Raw genomic sequence first — 16,155 nt, 5'->3', positions numbered from 1 at the left:
TGGATAAATAGAGGAGTCGGGTTTTTTCTTCTTCTTTCCAAACAGGCGCTGAAAAAACTTTTTGATGGATTTCATGAGCAAGTCCTTTTACCGAGTGACATCAAGAATAAGTTTCGAAACCAGGTCATTGCCGAAGTCGGTGAAGTGAATACGGTCAACAAACTGCCAGTCGTCCGGGCCCAGGGCCTCTGCCAGCAAAGGCGTGATATCGACAAAGCCGACCCCCATGCCCTGTGCCCCGGCCCGGAGCCGATGGGCGTAGGCTTCACGCACTGAGGTTTGCAGGATGTCGCCGTACACGTCGGTAAAGTTTCCTGCCTGGTCCAGTTCGGCGAACAATTGCTGTTCCTCAGGGCTACCGGTTTCCCGTACCCAACCGGCCAGGGGTTGCAGGATGAACGTCAACTTCGCGCCCATATCAGCGGCCAGGGCACGCCAGATATCCAGGTGCTGCAATGTCAGGTTGGCGGCGTAGTCAATCTGTTCCTGCATCGACTGCGGCGCCGGGCGCTCAGGCTCCTGGGCCTTGCCGAACAGATTCGACAGGCTCCACGAAGTGGACGCCGGCTCCGCTGGGGCCAATGCGTCGAAAAACTGATGGCAATTGAAGAACGCCCCATACTCGCCGCGATAATTTTCGGGCTGCCGAGCCAGGCCGAGGTTGTTGAAACCGGAAAACAGCACGATCTCGTCCACCTTCGGCAAACGGTGCTTATTAAGGGTGAACAGCGTCAATTCTTGAGTGGAGTTGAAACTGCGACCGCCAAAATTGAGCCAGTGCTGGCCACGGGGGTCGTTTTGAGTGAGGCGCGACGCCAGTGTCTGGCTGTCAGCACTGGCGCCAATACCGAATACGGTCGAGCTGCCCGCCAACAACCGTACCGGGCCACTGCTTTGGCCGCCGTCGGCCACCGAGTAGCGCGTGGTCAACGACTCCGAGTAGCGAAAACCTGCCGAATCGGTATTGACCACGAAGGAGCGATGGTCAGTCGGGTGAAAGTACATCAAATAAGGTAACCAACGAACCTCGCCACCATCGGTGAACTTCTGTTCATATTCGGCCATTTGCGGTGTGAGCGTCATCCTTGCCGTCATTGCGCGTGGTCCTCTCGCTATTCGCTGGGCAGATTCAGGTATCTGTATTTGTCATGCCGGGCATGTCTTGAAATTTGACCGTGCCAGGTGTTGCCTTGCCATTTTGCGACTACCCTGTCCAAGGCCCTGTGCACCGTTACGGGGCTCATCATCCCAAGACGACGATGTGTATTGCAGATACAGAAACATCTAATCTTTTAAATACAGATTGGCTTTTTTGTAAGAAAATTCTTCAAAAAAAGGTGCCTCTGTACCTTCTTAAGTAACAGATGAGCAGCTACAGTCAGACCATGACTCTTTATCTGAACCTCGCCGAATTTATCAGCAGCCGCATCGAGCAGGGCCTTTATGGCCCCGGCGAGCGCCTGCCCTCTGTGCGCACGCTCAGCCATGAGCACGGCGTCAGCCTGACGACCGTGCAACAGGCCTACCGTGTATTGGAATGTTCGGGGCTTGCGATACCACGCCCCAAGTCGGGCTACTTCGTGCCGGCCAACCGACGCATCGCGCCATTGCCACAAATGGGCCGGCCGATCCTGCGCCCGGTGGACATTTCCCAATGGGATATGGTCCAGGAGCTGATGCGCTTCGATGAGAACGCCGATATTGTTCAATTGGGATGTGGCATGCCGGACATCACCGCGCCCACGCTCAAGCCACTGCTGACGGCAATGGCACGCATCAGCCGGCGCAGTGATAACGCCAGCCTGCAGTACAACCGTATTCAGGGTGTATTGGCCTTGCGCGAGCAGATCGCAAGGCTGTCGATTGACTCGGGCTGCCGCCTGAACCCGGCCGATATCGTCGTCACCAGCGGTTGCCAGGAAGCCCTCTCCACCGCCATACGCGCGATTTGCTCGCCCGGCGACATTGTCGCCATTGCCTCGCCGAGCTATCACGGGATGATGCAGATCCTCAAGGCGGCCGACCTCAAGGCCTTGGAGATTCCCACCGACCCGGTGACGGGTATCAACCTGGAAGCCCTGGAAATGGCCATGGAGCAATGGCCGATCAAGGTTATCCAGTTGACCGCCAACTGTAATAACCCGTTGGGCTACATCATGCCTGACGAGCGCAAACTCAAACTGATACGCATGGCCCAGCGCTTCGACGTCCCGATCATAGAAGACGATATCTACGGTGACCTGTCGCACCGCTATCCGCGGCCGCGCTCACTCAAGTCCTTTGACGAGGACAATCGGGTGCTGCTGTGCAGTTCATTTTCCAAGACAGTGGCACCTGGCTTGCGGGTTGGCTGGATCGCACCAGGGCGCTATCTGCCACAGGTGCTGCACATGAAATACATTGGCTCCGGCGCCACGGCCACCCAGCCACAGCTGGCGGTTGCCGAATTCATCGCCAAGGGCAATTACCTCCTGCACCTGCGTCGAATGCGCAAACAATACAAACGCAATGGCGACCTGATGAGCGAGTGGGTCAACCGCTATTTCCCGGCGGGCACCCGCGTCAGCCAACCCCAGGGGGGCTTTACGCTCTGGGTCGAACTGCCCGAAGAGTTCGACATCTATACCCTCAACCAGCTGCTCGAAGCCCAGGACATACAAGTGGCGAACGGCAATATGTTCTCGGCAGCGGGAAAATACCGAAACTGCATCCGCCTGAACTTCGCCAATGCACCGACGCGCAAAGTCGAGATGGCGGTACTCAAGGTCGGGCAAACCATCAGCCAACTGAAGCAACTGGAAACGCACGGCGGCCAGGCCCGCCAGGATGGCCCAACCGTTTGAGGTGGTACCCAACGGGCTGGTTGCACTGGCGCTGTTACGGCGAGCCTGGTCGATCCCGACCGACTCGCTGCAGGTACTCATCCACCTGCCCGCCTGTCAGCGCCTTGATTTGAATCGACACGCTATTGACCTGTCGCCCCATCGTAATCCCTTCACGACGTCGTACCTGCACATACCCAAGCCTGGGCCAAAAGCGCTCGGCCTTGTGATTGCCGATGACAACGGTCAACCGCAACCACTGGGCACCTTTGCCGATAGCCCACGCCTCAAGATCCGCATGCAACTGCCGCGCAAGCCCGGTGCCATGCAAGCGCGTGTGCACCAGCAACAGCCCGATATGCCACACACCGGCAGCCAACAGGTCGGCGGCAATGTTCACTGCTGCGACCAATTGATCATCAGCATCGCGGTAACCCAACCAGTACATCCGGCTGCAGCGCCAGCCTGCGGGCAAATGCCCCTGCAACTCTTCGTGCGCCTCAGTCGGCAAAGCGGGCTCGCCGTTGACGGCGATGAAATAATCCGGCGCCTGCTCAAAAAACCGCTGCAGTTCAGCCGCATCGCCGACCTGCAGTTCAACCACTCGAATACCCGCGACGGAGCAATCCGGCAACGGCGGTGAATCAACGTCCATGTTCAACTCCGTTCAGTCGTCCCGCGTCAGCACTTCCAATAACTCAATTTCAAAGCGCAAGTTGCTGTTGGGCTTGATATGCGCGCCCATCGAGCGTTCGCCATAGGCCAGGTGCGCGGGCACACACAACGTGCGCACACCGCCGACCTGCATGCCCATCAAGCCTTGGTCCCAACCCTTTATCACGCGCCCGGTGCCGATCACACACTGGAACGGCTTGCCGCGTTCCCAGGACGAATCGAACACCGTGCCGTCCTCCAAAGTGCCGGTGTATTGGGTGGTAATCAGCGCACCTTTGACCACGGCTTTGCCGGCGCCCACGCGGATATCAGTGATCTGGAGTTCGTCGTTACGCATGAGGGGCTCGTTGAAGGTGTAAAGGCTGGGGTTTTCCCAGAAACGGGTGGGTTTGGCAAGTGCAGGAACAGTCTGATCAACAGGAATATACCTACGAGAAGGGAGCATAGATGGTAGCCATGAACCCACCCTGCTTATCTGGGGAAACCCCCAATGGAAAAACAGCACCACCCGGTAAAACGCTAGGCACCGTTTTTTGCAAAATGGAAAATGTTTGCAGAGCGAATGACTCTAACAGTCTCTGAGCATTATGGTTCTGAGGGCTGGGAACGCATGTGGATGTCCATAGTAAAAAAATACGAAGGTATTTCATTTCGTGATTTGGTGAAAATGCCAACCACAGCGGCCTGGTACCAAAGTGATCCTGGTAATGTTGGCGGGATGGGTATGACTGCCCGGGAATCTGCTGTTTTCTACTCCATTGGAATTGGTGACGGCAGTTGGGGAACATTCTATGACGTGTGTTCGCTTTACCCTTTACGCACGGCAATATTTGGGTTCAGTAGTCACTTGCAATTGATCCACGGACGCGTAAACGCGGAGGGTATGCCCATAGAGCCACCTTATCTGAACTCGACAGAAATATTCGATTTAAATAAAAAGGCTTACTTTTAAGAAACCAAATTATATTGGACTTGGTTCTCTGGCTGAGTCCCTGCTCTTCATAAAGCCGACGAGCCCTGGGAATCCCTGTACGAACATTTAATTAAAAGCCAGTAAGGACTGCTGACCAGTAGCTCAGTAACAAAACTAAAAAATGACCGTGATAAACATCTGTAAAAAAACCTATGCAAACTTCAATGGCGGCTTCACCCTGCAAGACTATCCTGAATACGAAGTTCAAACTCAGACATAAAGGAATCAGACCACAACGCAACGGGAATCATCTGACTATCACTTACACACTCTATCGCCTCTTATAAACATTCAACCACCCCGGTTGCATAACAATAAGAGGTCACCTCCATGAACGAACCAACGAGCCCGGCACGTATCGCGGTTATCCAACTTGATCCCCAAGTCGGAATGACCAACCGAGCGGATAACCTGCGTCAGAGTCTTGTACTGGCAACCGAAGCTGCAAACGGCGGAGCCAATCTGATCGTGCTGCCGGAACTCACCAATTGCGGGTATTTTTTCAACAGCCGCCAAGACGCCTTTGATCACGCCGAGGTGGTTCCGGACGGTCCCAGTGTGCGCGCGTGGATTGACTTCGCCGTCAGGCACCAGGTGTATCTGGTTGCTGGCCTAAGCGAAATCGACGCAATGCAGCTGTTCAATACTGCCGTATTGCTGGGCCCCCACGGTTTTATAGGCAAGTACCGCAAAGCTCATTTATGGAATCTGGAAAAGCTTTGGTTCACTCCCGGCAATACGGGCTTTCCCGTGTTCGAAACGCCGATCGGCCGCATCGGCTTACTGATCTGCTGGGACATCTGGTTCCCGGAAGTACCACGTATTCTCAGCCAACAAGGCGCGGATATTATTTGCAGCCTAAATAACTGGGTGTGGACGCCACCACCGCTATTCGATGAGGCAGGCAAATGCATGGCGTCCTACCTGACGATGACTGCCGCACATGTGAATAACGTGTTTATCGCAGCCGCAAGCCGCATTGGTGAGGAGCGGGATGCTCGCTACCTGGGATGCTCGTTGATTGCAGGCACCAACGGCTGGCCGATCGGCGCTGTAGCTTCGGCCAACCGTCAGGAAATTTTATTTGCTGACATTGATATCACCAGCGCCCGGAGCGCACCGATCTGGAACAGCCTCAATGACCTACAACGTGATCGACGCAATGATCTCTACGATCAAATGCTCGGGTACGCCCAACATCCTGCTCTACCGCGTTGATGGGAGGGCAGAAGATGGAAACGCTCTCTACCGATACAAAACGCGGCCATTCACGGGCAGAAATCATCGTCATTATTTTGGGTTTAATCAGTGCATTGCTGGTGCTATGGGTAGCAGTCAATCATCACGGCTCTTGGCCAAGCTATAGCGAAATGGTCGCAAGTCTGCCCCATCCTGTCGCATGGCTGCGATGGATACTGGGGGATATCAGTGAATTCGCCTTCTACAAGCATGAACTCGCCTCACTCGGTTTGCTGAGCGGCGCCTATTTGGCGTGGTGGGCTAGCAAGCGCGGTAAAACCTGGCAGGGCTTTTCCATTTCATACGGAACTGGACTATGGCCTTGGCTGGTGACCAGTTCGCTCTTAGGGCTACTGCTTAGCAATTTACTGTGGGGCTGGAGCGTTACCGCTCAAACGTGGCAACCGACCACATTCGCGGCCTTCATTTCGTTGCCGGCGGCAATGGTGCTGATGTTTGGCGGCGGCTGGAAGGTTGCGCTCATTGGCGCACTATTGGGGGCATTACTGGTTACGCCGATGTGCTTGATAATCGTGAACTTCGTATGCGTACCGCTGGATTTACCTCCGGTAATCGGCAATGTGCTGGGCATGGCCGTGGGTAGTGTCTTAGCTTTTTTACTGTGTCGTCATGCGCCATCATTGATGCGCTCAGACTACAAGCCCCCCGCCAGACCCCTGCAGGGCAAACCACCCACTTATGGTGTCGTCTGGAGCCTGCGTCGAGTTTTGGCCGACTTTTCCGAAGCACCGTCTTTCGGAAATGAGCTGGCCAGTCTTGGTCTGCTAGCAGGCGTATTGCTTGCATATGCTTTGAACCCCATCAGCCCGGTTTATGGGTCAGGATTGGTCTTGCCACTGCTAGGGGCGCAAGCACTGACATCGGCACTGGGCGTAGTGTTCTGGCGACACCAGTGGATCAGACGAGGCTGGTATCCAACTTACATTCCATTGGTTTCAGTAGTGCCCGCAGCCGTATTGACCTATGGCAGTAGTTGGATGGTGATTGGCTCAAGTGCGCTACTTGGTGCTCTGATCGCACCGCCATTGGCATCAGCCATTGCAGGACGATTGCCAGCAGACTTTCATCCGTATATTGCGAACGTGATCTCAATGGCGGTGAGTACGCTGTTGATCGTGCCGTCGGTGGGCTGGTTAGTCCAAATGTGAGGTTGTTCCCACGCGGCGCCCTTCGCGCAGCGTGGGAGCAGTCAACGTTCTTGTCCCTCACAACCAATGCCAAAACCGGCTCCAAAACCCACGCCCCAAATCATTCTTGCAGCCCGCATATTGCGCCGCATACATCTGCGAACGCGCCTGCACCTTGCTGGCCACGGGCGGCAGCCAGGCTTTGGCCGCATAGGTACGCTGGCGGTAGCCGCCCCAGCCTTCGTGGTAGTTCAGGTATTGGCCGTAGGCGTCGTATTTGTAAACGCCGTTGATGGTGTAGGTCTTGTCCATGTACCAGCCGATAAAGTCGATGGCGTCGTCGAAGTCCCGCCGGCTGGCGCCGCTGCGGCCGGTGCTCTTGCGGTAGTCGCTCCACACTTCATCCTTGGCCTGGGCATAGCCGGCGGCGGTGGAGACGCGGCCCCAGGGGATGATCCACAGCAAGTATTTGCGCGGGGCCAGGGCGTCCTGACGGAAGCCGGACTCCTGATACATGATCGCCAGCGGCACCTGGATAGGCACGCCCCAGCGTTTTTGCGTGACCTTGGCTGCATCGTACCAGTCATCTTTTTCGCGAAAGATGCCGCAGATGTCGTTGGGTGTGCGTGGCGGCGACGTACCGCACGCCGCCAGCATTGAGGTGAGTAATAACAACCCGACAGTTTTGCCTGCGCTCAAAGTGCACCTTTGCGTGATCCGCGTAAAAAGCCGGCATTTTACGCGTTCAGCAAAGCGGCGTCCTTGCCGCAAACACTTTTAAGCCAATGGCACTCGGCGAGTGGTCAGCGCCGTACGCCCGACGAAGAAGCTCAAGGCTGCGCCCAACAGCAACATGGCCAAGGTGCCCCAGGCTGCGCGGGAGAGCTGTTTGGCCGCCACTTCACCGGCTTCACGGGCTTTCTGCTCGGCCTGCTGCTTCAGTTCGTCAACCTTTTGCATGGCTTGCTGATAGGCCTGGGCATAGTTGTCGACGATCTGGGTCGCTTCCTCTTTGCTCTTGCCGGTACGGGCCGCGACGATGTTGACCAGTGCATCTTTATCCGCAGCGTTCAGCGCGGGTTCACCCGACGCTTTAACGCGTTCAAACCACTGCTTCAATGCGTCGCCGGCCTGGGCTGGATCGGTGGCGGCAGCGGTGGCCGATTGCTTGCCGTCAGCGGCAGCCTGGTCAGCCTTCTGCTCAACGTTGGCCGGGTCCAATTCAGGTTTGCCGCTTTGCTTGAGCAGTGTGTCCAGTTGGCCTTGCAGGCTGTTCCAATCCAGCTGGATGCCCTGCTCGTTCAACTGCTGCTTAACAGTGTTACCAATGCCCGGTGCTGCTGCCGCAATGCCGCTGCCGGCAGCCGACAGGCCTTTGCCCACGACGTTGCCAGCCGTCCCGACCACACTGGCAGCCAAACCCGCCAACAGCCAGGTGGTGAGCAAGGTGGTGACGGTCCAGGTCAACACGCCGTGCAAGCCACCACGGTCCGGCGCAGTGCGGCCAGCCACAAAGGCACCGGCGCCGATGGCGATCAATGTCGACACGAACAGCCAGATCCCGGCGCCCGTACCAAAGCCACTCAGTGGGTTACCTGCTTGCATTGGGTTGACGGCACTCGCCCCGATAGCCGTGCCCAGCACACTGAGCACCAAATAGGTCACCAGTGCAATTGCGCTACCGGCCAATACCGAGCTCCAGGACACACGAAACAGCGAACGATTGGTTTCATAGACAGTGGTCATACACAGGTCCTTCACAAGTTATGAGAGCAAGGCAAAGTGCCTTGATGGGTGTGAGTGTGGCGAAAGGACATACGTTCAGTCGTGGCCAAAATGCACTAGGTCGACTGGTACATTCGCACTTCCCCACCCACACTTTCTCTGCACTATCCTCAACCCCGGGTGTCGTACCCCCAAGAGCTATCTACCGGGAGAAACCATGAGCCAGGATGTCCTCGCGAAAGAAACCAACCGCCGCCATTTGCAGCAGATCATCTCAGGGTTATCCGACGGTGTGATTCTGGCCGAGGTCGACCAGACCATCCTCTGGGCCAACGAAGCCGCGTTGAACATGCATGGGGTGAGCGACATCGAGCAGCTCGGCGCCAATACCAAGCAATACGCCGAGCGCTTCGCCTTGCGCTACCGCAACAACCATCCGTTGCCGCTGGACAACTACCCGCTCAGCCGCGTGGCGGCCGGTGAAGAATTCAGCGACGTGATAGTGGAAGTCACCCCCGCCGCCGACGAAGACCGCCGCTGGGTCCATCGCTTGCGCAGCCTGGTACTGAACGACGCTCACGGCGAGCCGGAGCTGTTGGTGCTGATCCTCAGCGACGCCACCGAGTGGGCCAGCGCCGAGCAGCGTTTCGAGAAAACCTTCAACGCCAACCCGGCGCCCGCCGTGATCTGCCGCCTGAGTGACTTGCGCTACATCAAGGTCAACCAGGGTTTCCTTGAGATGACCGGTTACAACCGTGACCAGGTCATCGGCCGCTCTGTGTATGAACTGGATGTGCTGGAACACGCCGAGCGCAAGGACCTGGCCGTGCAGCGCCTGGGCGAAGGCGCGACCATCCCGCAGATGCAGGCCGAACTGCGCCTGCCCGAGGGCGGTAGCAAGCTGGTGATCGTCGCCGGCCAGCCGTTGGACATGAACGAGGAAGACTGCATGTTGTTTTCCTTCACCGACCTGGAGCCGCGACGCAAGGCGGAAACCGCCCTGCGCCAGAGCGAAGAACGCTTCGCCAAATCCTTCCGCCTGACACCAGTGCCGACGCTGGTGTGCAGCGCCGCCAACCGACAGGTGGTGGATATCAACGAAGCGTTCATGAACATCACGGGCTACATCAGCGAAGAACTGATCGGCAAGACCGTCGAAGACATCCACTTTATCGACAGCGCCCAGGCAGGCGCGCAGCTGTTCGCCACCCTGGAAAAAGCCGGCAACCTCGACGGCCAGGACCTCAAGGTGCGCAAGAAAGGCAACGAGGTGATCGACTGTGTGGTCTCCGCGGACACCGTGCTCATCCAGGACGTGCCCTGCTACCTGTTGGTGATGATGAATATCACTGAACGCAAACGCTCGGAGCTGGAGCTGGTGGCGGCCATCGAGGAAGTGATGCAGGACGCCTCCTGGTTCAGCCAGACCCTGATCGAGAAACTGGCCAACGCCAAGAGCGTCAACAGCCCCAATTTGCCGAGCGTGAGCTTTACCGATTTGACGGCCCGTGAGCGTGATGTGCTGGGCTTGATTTGCGAAGGCCTGGCCGACAAGGAAATTGCATCGCGCCTGAAACTGGCCCCTAACACTGTGCGTAACCACGTGGCCACCGTGTACTCCAAGCTGGGCGTGCACAGCCGTAGTGCAGCCATCGTGTGGGCCCGTGAACGCGGGCTGTTCGCCGGTGAATTGCGAGTTAAAAGCAAGAAATAGAGTGCAAATGCACTAGTGCGACCAGTGCAAATTCGCCTTATTGCGTCGCGATGCGCTGCTTAACCTTGAAGAGTGGGCACAGGGCGTTTAGTCCCGTGCCGTAAAGGTTTGATCTCTTTGAGGAATGCACCATGAAAAGCGAACAAGTCAAAGGCGCCGTGGAGAAGGTCGCTGGCAAGGCCCAGGGTTTTATCGGCGACCTGACCGGTGACGAGCAATTGCAAGCTGAAGGTGTTGCCCGCCAGGCCGCAGGCCAATTGCAGCAAACCTATGGCGACGCGCTGGATACGGTGAGTGATTTTGCCAAAAACAAACCACTGGCTACCGTGGCTGTTGTTGCCGGAATCGGTCTGCTCGTGGGTCTGTTGCTGCGTCGCCGTTGAGGAGGCTGAGCACCATGTTCACGCTCTCCCAATTGCGTAACTGCATCGAAGAAGCCCTGCTGCCGCTAACCTGCGAATTCACCTTGTGCCGGGACGCTTCGCTGACACTGAAAGTGTTCGATGCCGAGAGTGGCCGGGTTGACCTGGTGGTAACGGGTATCAGCGTCAACAAGTTGCAGTCGGCCCATGCCGTGGAAAACATGGTCGAAGAACTGCGCTATGAACTGCAGAGCAACACCATGGGGCGGCTGACGCTGGACGACCTGCCCCTGTCGCCTTCGGCGCAATAACTGCGCGTTACTCAAGCGGCCGCGGTTTCAACGACGCGCCAATAAAGTAAAACACCCCACCGCCCACGATAAACGCCGCCAGCATGTAGAACATCGCGTGGGCCGGCAGGCTGGCCAGCACCAGCCCGCACAATACCGGGCCCAGGGCGGCGCCGAGGTTGGTCAGGTTTTGCGCACCGTAGTACATGCCCCGCAGAGGGTCCGGGGCAATCCGGTCGATAAACATGTACTCGGCCGGAACCACGATAATCTCCCCCACGGTGAATACCGCCATCGCCAACACCCACCACAGCACACTGGTGGACAGTGCAAAACCAATCACACCCAACATGAACATGCCCAGGCCAGCGATCAGCCACTGGCTCAAGTAACGGTGGGAAATACGCCGGCCAATCACATACTGCAACGCAATCACCAGCACGGCGTTGGTGGTGAGCACCGCACTGATCACACTGTAGGTGTATTCGGCAGTGCTGGTAGTCATCAGGTACTGCGACAAGTAGGCCGTGAACTGGCCGAACACCACCGCGCTGAGCAAACCGCCGACGGTGAAGCACACCAATCGGTGATCGCGTAACAGCACGCGGCCAACAGCCAGGAACGACACCGGTTTCTGCGCGGCATCGGCAGTCGTCAACGTGCGATCGCCCCAGCGCCAGTACAACAGAAAGAACCCCGCGCCGAGCAGCGCCGACAACATAAACGGCAGGCTGATATCCCCCTTGGCCACCATCGCGCCCAGAAACGGCCCCACCGCATAACCGATGTTGGTGAGCGTGTACTTGATGGAGAACACTCCACTGCGCGCGTCTTCAGGCAGCAGGCTGGCAAAGCCGGCTTTGATTGCAATATCGATGACGGCATACGCGAGGTTGATCAGGATCAGGCAGCCGTAAAACAGCCAGAGGTGGTGGGCCACGACCGTGCCGACAAACCCCAGTACAAACAGCGCACTCAAGGCGAGCAGCAGTGGGTAACTGTGGATACGGTCGACCAGAAAGCCACCGTACACGCCGAGCAATGAGCCGACGATCAATGAACTGCCGATCACCAGACCGACTTGGGTAATGTCGAGGCCGAAGTGGTCGATCAGGTAAATCACCAGGTACGGAAAGGTGATCGCCTTGGCCAAGGTCAGCAGTAACGTGGCGCACAACAGCAGGTTAACGCTACGCGGGTAGTTTTTCAGGGTGGCAAACATCCTGCTCTCAGCCTTTGAAGGTAACGCGACCGGTGTGGTCGGTTACCTTAGCGCAAGCGCCAGGAAAAAAGACCGGTCATTTCTTGACGGGAGTGATCTCGAGAATGGTGCCGTTGGTGGTTTTCAGCAGCACAAACCTGTCACCCACCCGAGCCCACTGGCTATCTGCCTCAGGCTGCTTGAGGCCACGCTTCTTCCAGTCGCTGACCGCCGATTCCTTGCGCATCAGCATATCCGGGGCGCGGTCGCCCTCTTTCAGGTCGCGGGCGTTAATGCTTGAAGGCTTTACGGTTTCTTGGGGCGTATCACCGGCCTGCACGACAAAACTGGCGGTGGACAGGCCGGTGGCGACCAGCAGGCAAGCGGCGAGGGTTTTAGACTTCATGGGTGCTCCTTCAATGAATGATGCGTACCCAGGTTCCGACCGCGGACGCGCGGAATCATTCAGCCAGAACTCGACTTCAAGGCGGGTTATACAACGGCCACCGGCGTGCCCTGATGAAACACCATCCGCCACTGCCCAGCCTCTTCGCGCCAGACTGAACTGCGCAACGAATGCCCGACCCCTTCCCGATAGCCGCGATAAGTCACCAGCGCTACGCCTTCACCCAACACGTTCACCGCAAACCCGGTCATGCTCCGCGCGCAAAACACTTCATCCAACAAGCCGGCAATTATTTCGGCCTTGCTGCCCCAAACATTCCCGCTGGCGCCAAACTCAAAAAAATCATCGGCCAGCAACTGCGACAGTCGGGCTGCGTCTGAACGTGTGGTGCACCCCTGCAGCGCCTGTTCCTGCTCGAATAAAAGCGCTTCCAATGCCATGTCCATTGCTCCCATGAAATAAATCCTGTAATTTTTCATGAAATTTATCGAAATAAATTTCATGAACCAACAACAAGAACTCGACACCCTGGCCGTCCTGATCCACGACCTGCGCAAGCACAAGAAACTCACCCTCGCCCAACTTGCGCAAAAAATCGAGCGCTCGGTGGGTTTCCTGTCTCAGGTCGAACGCGGCTTGTCGCGCCCGACCGTGGCGGACCTGACCGCCATCAGCCACGCCCTCGATGTGCCCACCACCTACTTCTACAGCCTGCCCAAACCCAAGGCGGTGGCCTGGGTCACCCGCCCCAACGAGCGGCGCACGGTGTATTACGCCAATGGCATCACCGACATCCTGGTCTCGCCGAGCATGAACGCCGCCTTTTCGATGCTCGACAGCCTGCTCGCACCCGGCGCCAACAGTGGCGAACACACCATGAGCGACCGCGCCGAGCAGGCCGGTTTTGTGCTGGAGGGCGAGTTGACGCTGTGGGTGGACGGTGAGGACGACTCGGTCACGCTCGGCCAAGGCGACAGCTTCCACCTCGCCAGTTTCGCCCATTGCCGCTACGCCAACCTGACTGAGCTGCCCGCCCGCGTGCTGTGGGTTTACAACTAGGAGCGACACCCGTGAAAAGCCATTCATCCAGTTTGCTGGCCGAAGTACGGACTTTCCGCCAGAACCATCCCGAGGTGCGTTACGTCGACCTGATCGCCCTGGACATTCCCGGGCATTTCTACGGCAAGCGCTACCCGGTGGACATGCTGGAAAAAGTCGCCGCCGGCAGCCCGTTGAAGCTGCCGCAAAACGCTGTGCTGCTGGGGGCTCAGGGCGGATTGTTCAAGATTGGTGACTATTGCTTCCACGATGGCGACCCGGACGCCAACCGGCGCCTGGTGCCTGGCACGCTCAAGCCGGTGAGCTGGGAGTCACAGCCGCTGGGGCAAATGCTGATCACCTCGGACGGCACCGAAGCGCCTATCGAATTCGAACCCCGGGAAGTCTTGGCCAAGGTCCTGGAGCGCCTGCACCACAAAGGCATCCATCCGGTGGTGGCGTTCGAGTTGGAGTTCTATCTGTTCGATAAAAAGCTCGACAGCGGCCTGCCGCAATTTGCCCGCGACCCGCTGAGCGATGACACCGATGACCAGCCCAACCTGCATATCGAACGGCTGTCGCGCTTTTCCGACGTGCTCGACGATATGGCACAAACCGCCAGGGACCAGGGCATCGACATCACGGTGATAACCGCCGAACTTGGCCCCGGCCAGTTTGAAATCAACTTCGGCCACCTTGACGACGGCTTGCGCGCCGCCGACTGGGCCGCCCTGTTCTGCCGCAGCACCCGAGGCGTGGCACTCAAGCATGGTTACCGCGCCAGCTTCATGGCCAAGCCTTATCTGCAATACCCGGGCAGCGGCATGCATGTGCATGTGAGCCTGTACGACGGCGCGGGCAACAATGTGCTGGCGGCGCACCAGCAACAACCGCTGCGTCACGCCGTGGCCGGCTGCCTGGAACTACTGCCGCACTGCATGCCTATTTTCTCGCCCAACCACAACGCCTTTCGCCGCCTGGGTGGCACGGTCAATGCGGCGACCCGCGCCAGCTGGGGCTTTGAGGACCGCGACGCGTGCGTGCGCATTCCCGAGTCCGACCCGCGCAACCTGCGTATCGAACACCGCCTGGCCAGTGCCGATGCCAACCCGTATCTGGTGCTGGCAGCGATTCTCGCCGGTCTGGAGCATGGCCTTGAAGCCAGGCAAGAACCCATCGCCCCCTTGAACGAAGACCGTAACAGCGGCGCCGACTTCCCCCTGGAAATGCTCGATGCCGTGCGCGCCATGCAACATCAACCGGTCGTGCGCGATAAGCTGGGCGCCGAATTTGTCGACGTGTATTGCGAGAACAAACGCCAGGATCACCTGGCCTTTCAACAAGAGATCAACGCGCGGGAATACCGCTGGTTTCTCTAACGCCCTGGAACCCCCGATGACCGAGCAAAGCGCCCCAGCCCTCAAGGAAATCTTCAATTTCGAGCGCCTGCAACACATTGCCAGCGAGATGTCGGCGGTGTACCCGGCATTCGACGCCAAGGGGTTCCTCAAGCACGCCAAGGCAGGGCTTGCCGAGTTGTCGGTGATGCAGCGCATGGCGCGGGTCAGCGAAAGCCTCCACGCCGTCATCCCACTGGATTATGCGCAAACCCTCAAGCTGCTTTACGCCCTCGCCCCGCGCCTGAACAGTGGGTTTGTCAGCCTGTTCCTGCCGCACTATGTGGCCAGTTACGGCCAAGGTGACTTCAAACGCTCCATGGCCGCGCTCAAATATTTCACCACGTTTGGCTCGGCCGAATTCGCCATCCGCCACTTTTTGCTGCACGACTTCAAGCGCACGCTGGCCGTGATGCAGGCATGGTCGCTGGACGCCAACGAACATGTACGGCGCCTGGCCAGCGAAGGCTCGCGCCCGCGCCTGCCCTGGTCCTTTCGCCTCGCCGAAGTGCAGGCCAACCCCGAGTTGTGCGCGTCGATCCTCGATAACCTCAAGGCTGACAGCAGCCTGTATGTGCGCAAATCCGTGGCCAACCACCTCAATGACATCACCAAGGATGACCCGGATTGGGTGCTCAGCCTGATCGAAGGCTGGCACCTGGATAACCCGCACACCGCGTGGATCGCCCGCCATGCACTGCGCAGCCTGATCAAGCAAGGCAACACCCGTGCGCTGACAATAATGGGCGCCGGTGCCAGGGCCGAGGTGAAGGTTCACCACCTGACGGTCACCCCGGCCGTGATCAACCTGGGCGAGCGCATCAGCCTCTCTTTCAGCCTGGAGTCCACTGCCGCCACCGCACAAAAGCTGGTGGTGGACTACGCCATCGACTATGTAAAAAGCGCGGGGCATAGCGCAGCCAAAGTGTTCAAGCTCAAGGTGCTTACCCTGGATGCGGGCGAGCACCACAGCATTCGCCGCGAACAACATATGCGTGAGCTGACCACACGCAAGCACTACCCAGGCAAACACTGGGTACACGTGCTGATCAATGGCGAGAAGCTCGCCAGCGCCGAGTTCGAGCTGAATAAAGCCTGACATTTCTTACACAAAAGGCTCTAGAACGGGCCTTTCAGACCAATAAATTGTAGAACAATCCTGGCC

Annotated in this window: 18 protein-coding genes; 10 read left to right on the top strand and 8 right to left on the bottom strand. The window is 57.9% G+C overall.

Translation table 11 applies throughout. The annotated features are described in order from the left end of the window. Positions 1–87: 87 nt before the first annotated feature. Complete coding sequence (locus A7J50_RS10940; RefSeq protein WP_064451793.1) at positions 88–1,095, bottom strand: SGNH/GDSL hydrolase family protein; 1,008 nt, start codon at positions 1,093–1,095, stop codon at positions 88–90. A gap of 290 nt (positions 1,096–1,385) precedes the next feature. Between A7J50_RS10940 and A7J50_RS10935 the strand changes: the two genes are divergently transcribed. Beyond that, a complete protein-coding gene (locus A7J50_RS10935) occupies positions 1,386–2,843 on the top strand; it encodes a PLP-dependent aminotransferase family protein (RefSeq protein WP_064454906.1) in 1,458 nt (485 codons plus the stop codon). 34 nt (positions 2,844–2,877) lie between these two features. Here the strand turns inward: A7J50_RS10935 and A7J50_RS10930 are convergent, their stop codons facing one another. Together A7J50_RS10930 and A7J50_RS10925 are read right to left on the bottom strand one after the other, a co-directional pair. After that, positions 2,878–3,477, bottom strand: a complete 600-nt coding sequence (locus A7J50_RS10930) for a GNAT family N-acetyltransferase (RefSeq protein WP_064451792.1) — start codon at positions 3,475–3,477, stop codon at positions 2,878–2,880. A 12-nt stretch (positions 3,478–3,489) separates the two neighbouring features. Then, a complete protein-coding gene (locus tag A7J50_RS10925; protein ID WP_064451791.1) occupies positions 3,490–3,834 on the bottom strand; it encodes an FKBP-type peptidyl-prolyl cis-trans isomerase in 345 nt (114 codons plus the stop codon). A gap of 279 nt (positions 3,835–4,113) precedes the next feature. Here A7J50_RS10925 and A7J50_RS10920 point away from each other — a divergent pair, with 279 nt between their 5' ends. From A7J50_RS10920 to A7J50_RS10910, 3 genes are all read left to right on the top strand, one after another. After that, positions 4,114–4,449 (top strand): hypothetical protein, encoded by a 336-nt coding sequence (locus A7J50_RS10920; protein ID WP_237140899.1) that lies wholly within the window; start codon positions 4,114–4,116, stop codon positions 4,447–4,449. Positions 4,450–4,800: 351 nt separating this feature from the next. Further along, positions 4,801–5,688, top strand: coding sequence for a nitrilase family protein (locus A7J50_RS10915; protein WP_064451790.1), 888 nt, complete (start codon positions 4,801–4,803; stop codon positions 5,686–5,688). A gap of 14 nt (positions 5,689–5,702) precedes the next feature. Further along, a complete protein-coding gene (locus tag A7J50_RS10910; RefSeq protein WP_064454905.1) occupies positions 5,703–6,878 on the top strand; it encodes a hypothetical protein in 1,176 nt (391 codons plus the stop codon). Positions 6,879–6,935: 57 nt separating this feature from the next. On the opposite strand, the gene A7J50_RS10905 is transcribed toward A7J50_RS10910, so the two are convergent. Beyond that, a complete protein-coding gene (locus A7J50_RS10905) occupies positions 6,936–7,556 on the bottom strand; it encodes a hypothetical protein (RefSeq protein ID WP_064451789.1) in 621 nt (206 codons plus the stop codon). 78 nt (positions 7,557–7,634) lie between these two features. Next, positions 7,635–8,603, bottom strand: a complete 969-nt coding sequence (locus tag A7J50_RS10900; RefSeq protein WP_064451788.1) for a hypothetical protein — start codon at positions 8,601–8,603, stop codon at positions 7,635–7,637. Between the two features lie 196 nt (positions 8,604–8,799). Between A7J50_RS10900 and A7J50_RS10895 the strand changes: the two genes are divergently transcribed. The 3 genes from A7J50_RS10895 (at position 8,800) to A7J50_RS10885 (ending at position 10,969) form a co-directional block, all read left to right on the top strand. Continuing rightward, the gene (locus A7J50_RS10895) at positions 8,800–10,296 is read left to right on the top strand and encodes a PAS domain S-box protein (RefSeq protein WP_064451787.1); all 1,497 of its coding nucleotides are present in this window, start codon (positions 8,800–8,802) and stop codon (positions 10,294–10,296) included. A 131-nt stretch (positions 10,297–10,427) separates the two neighbouring features. After that, the gene (locus A7J50_RS10890; protein WP_064451786.1) at positions 10,428–10,679 is read left to right on the top strand and encodes a CsbD family protein; all 252 of its coding nucleotides are present in this window, start codon (positions 10,428–10,430) and stop codon (positions 10,677–10,679) included. A 14-nt stretch (positions 10,680–10,693) separates the two neighbouring features. After that, positions 10,694–10,969: a DUF1652 domain-containing protein gene (locus A7J50_RS10885; protein WP_064451785.1), complete on the top strand. Its 276-nt coding sequence runs from the start codon at positions 10,694–10,696 to the stop codon at positions 10,967–10,969. 7 nt (positions 10,970–10,976) lie between these two features. On the opposite strand, the gene A7J50_RS10880 is transcribed toward A7J50_RS10885, so the two are convergent. The 3 genes from A7J50_RS10880 to A7J50_RS10870 all read right to left on the bottom strand — a co-directional run bounded on the left by A7J50_RS10880 (position 10,977) and on the right by A7J50_RS10870 (position 13,058). Beyond that, positions 10,977–12,170, bottom strand: coding sequence for an MFS transporter (locus tag A7J50_RS10880; RefSeq protein WP_064451784.1), 1,194 nt, complete (start codon positions 12,168–12,170; stop codon positions 10,977–10,979). Between the two features lie 76 nt (positions 12,171–12,246). After that, the gene (locus A7J50_RS10875) at positions 12,247–12,555 is read right to left on the bottom strand and encodes an RcnB family protein (RefSeq protein WP_064451783.1); all 309 of its coding nucleotides are present in this window, start codon (positions 12,553–12,555) and stop codon (positions 12,247–12,249) included. 86 nt (positions 12,556–12,641) lie between these two features. After that, complete coding sequence (locus A7J50_RS10870; RefSeq protein ID WP_237140898.1) at positions 12,642–13,058, bottom strand: DUF4440 domain-containing protein; 417 nt, start codon at positions 13,056–13,058, stop codon at positions 12,642–12,644. Between A7J50_RS10870 and A7J50_RS10865 the strand changes: the two genes are divergently transcribed. From A7J50_RS10865 to A7J50_RS10855, 3 genes are read left to right on the top strand one after another with little or no spacing between them, the layout of a single operon-like run. Then, the gene (locus A7J50_RS10865) at positions 13,057–13,614 is read left to right on the top strand and encodes a helix-turn-helix domain-containing protein (RefSeq protein WP_064454903.1); all 558 of its coding nucleotides are present in this window, start codon (positions 13,057–13,059) and stop codon (positions 13,612–13,614) included. The genes A7J50_RS10870 and A7J50_RS10865 overlap by 2 nt on opposite strands. Before the next feature lie 11 nt (positions 13,615–13,625). Then, positions 13,626–14,972 carry a glutamine synthetase family protein gene (locus A7J50_RS10860; protein WP_064451782.1) on the top strand — a complete coding sequence of 449 codons (1,347 nt, stop codon included), beginning with the start codon at positions 13,626–13,628 and terminating at the stop codon, positions 14,970–14,972. A gap of 16 nt (positions 14,973–14,988) precedes the next feature. Then, positions 14,989–16,089, top strand: coding sequence for a DNA alkylation repair protein (locus tag A7J50_RS10855; protein WP_064451781.1), 1,101 nt, complete (start codon positions 14,989–14,991; stop codon positions 16,087–16,089). Positions 16,090–16,155: the final 66 nt, after the last annotated feature.

The organism is Pseudomonas antarctica, assembly GCF_001647715.1.
In the GTDB taxonomy this organism is placed as follows: domain Bacteria; phylum Pseudomonadota; class Gammaproteobacteria; order Pseudomonadales; family Pseudomonadaceae; genus Aquipseudomonas; species Aquipseudomonas antarctica_A.
The sequence above is the reverse complement of the archived record's forward strand: the minus strand, read 5'-3'. Positions and strand labels throughout refer to the sequence as shown.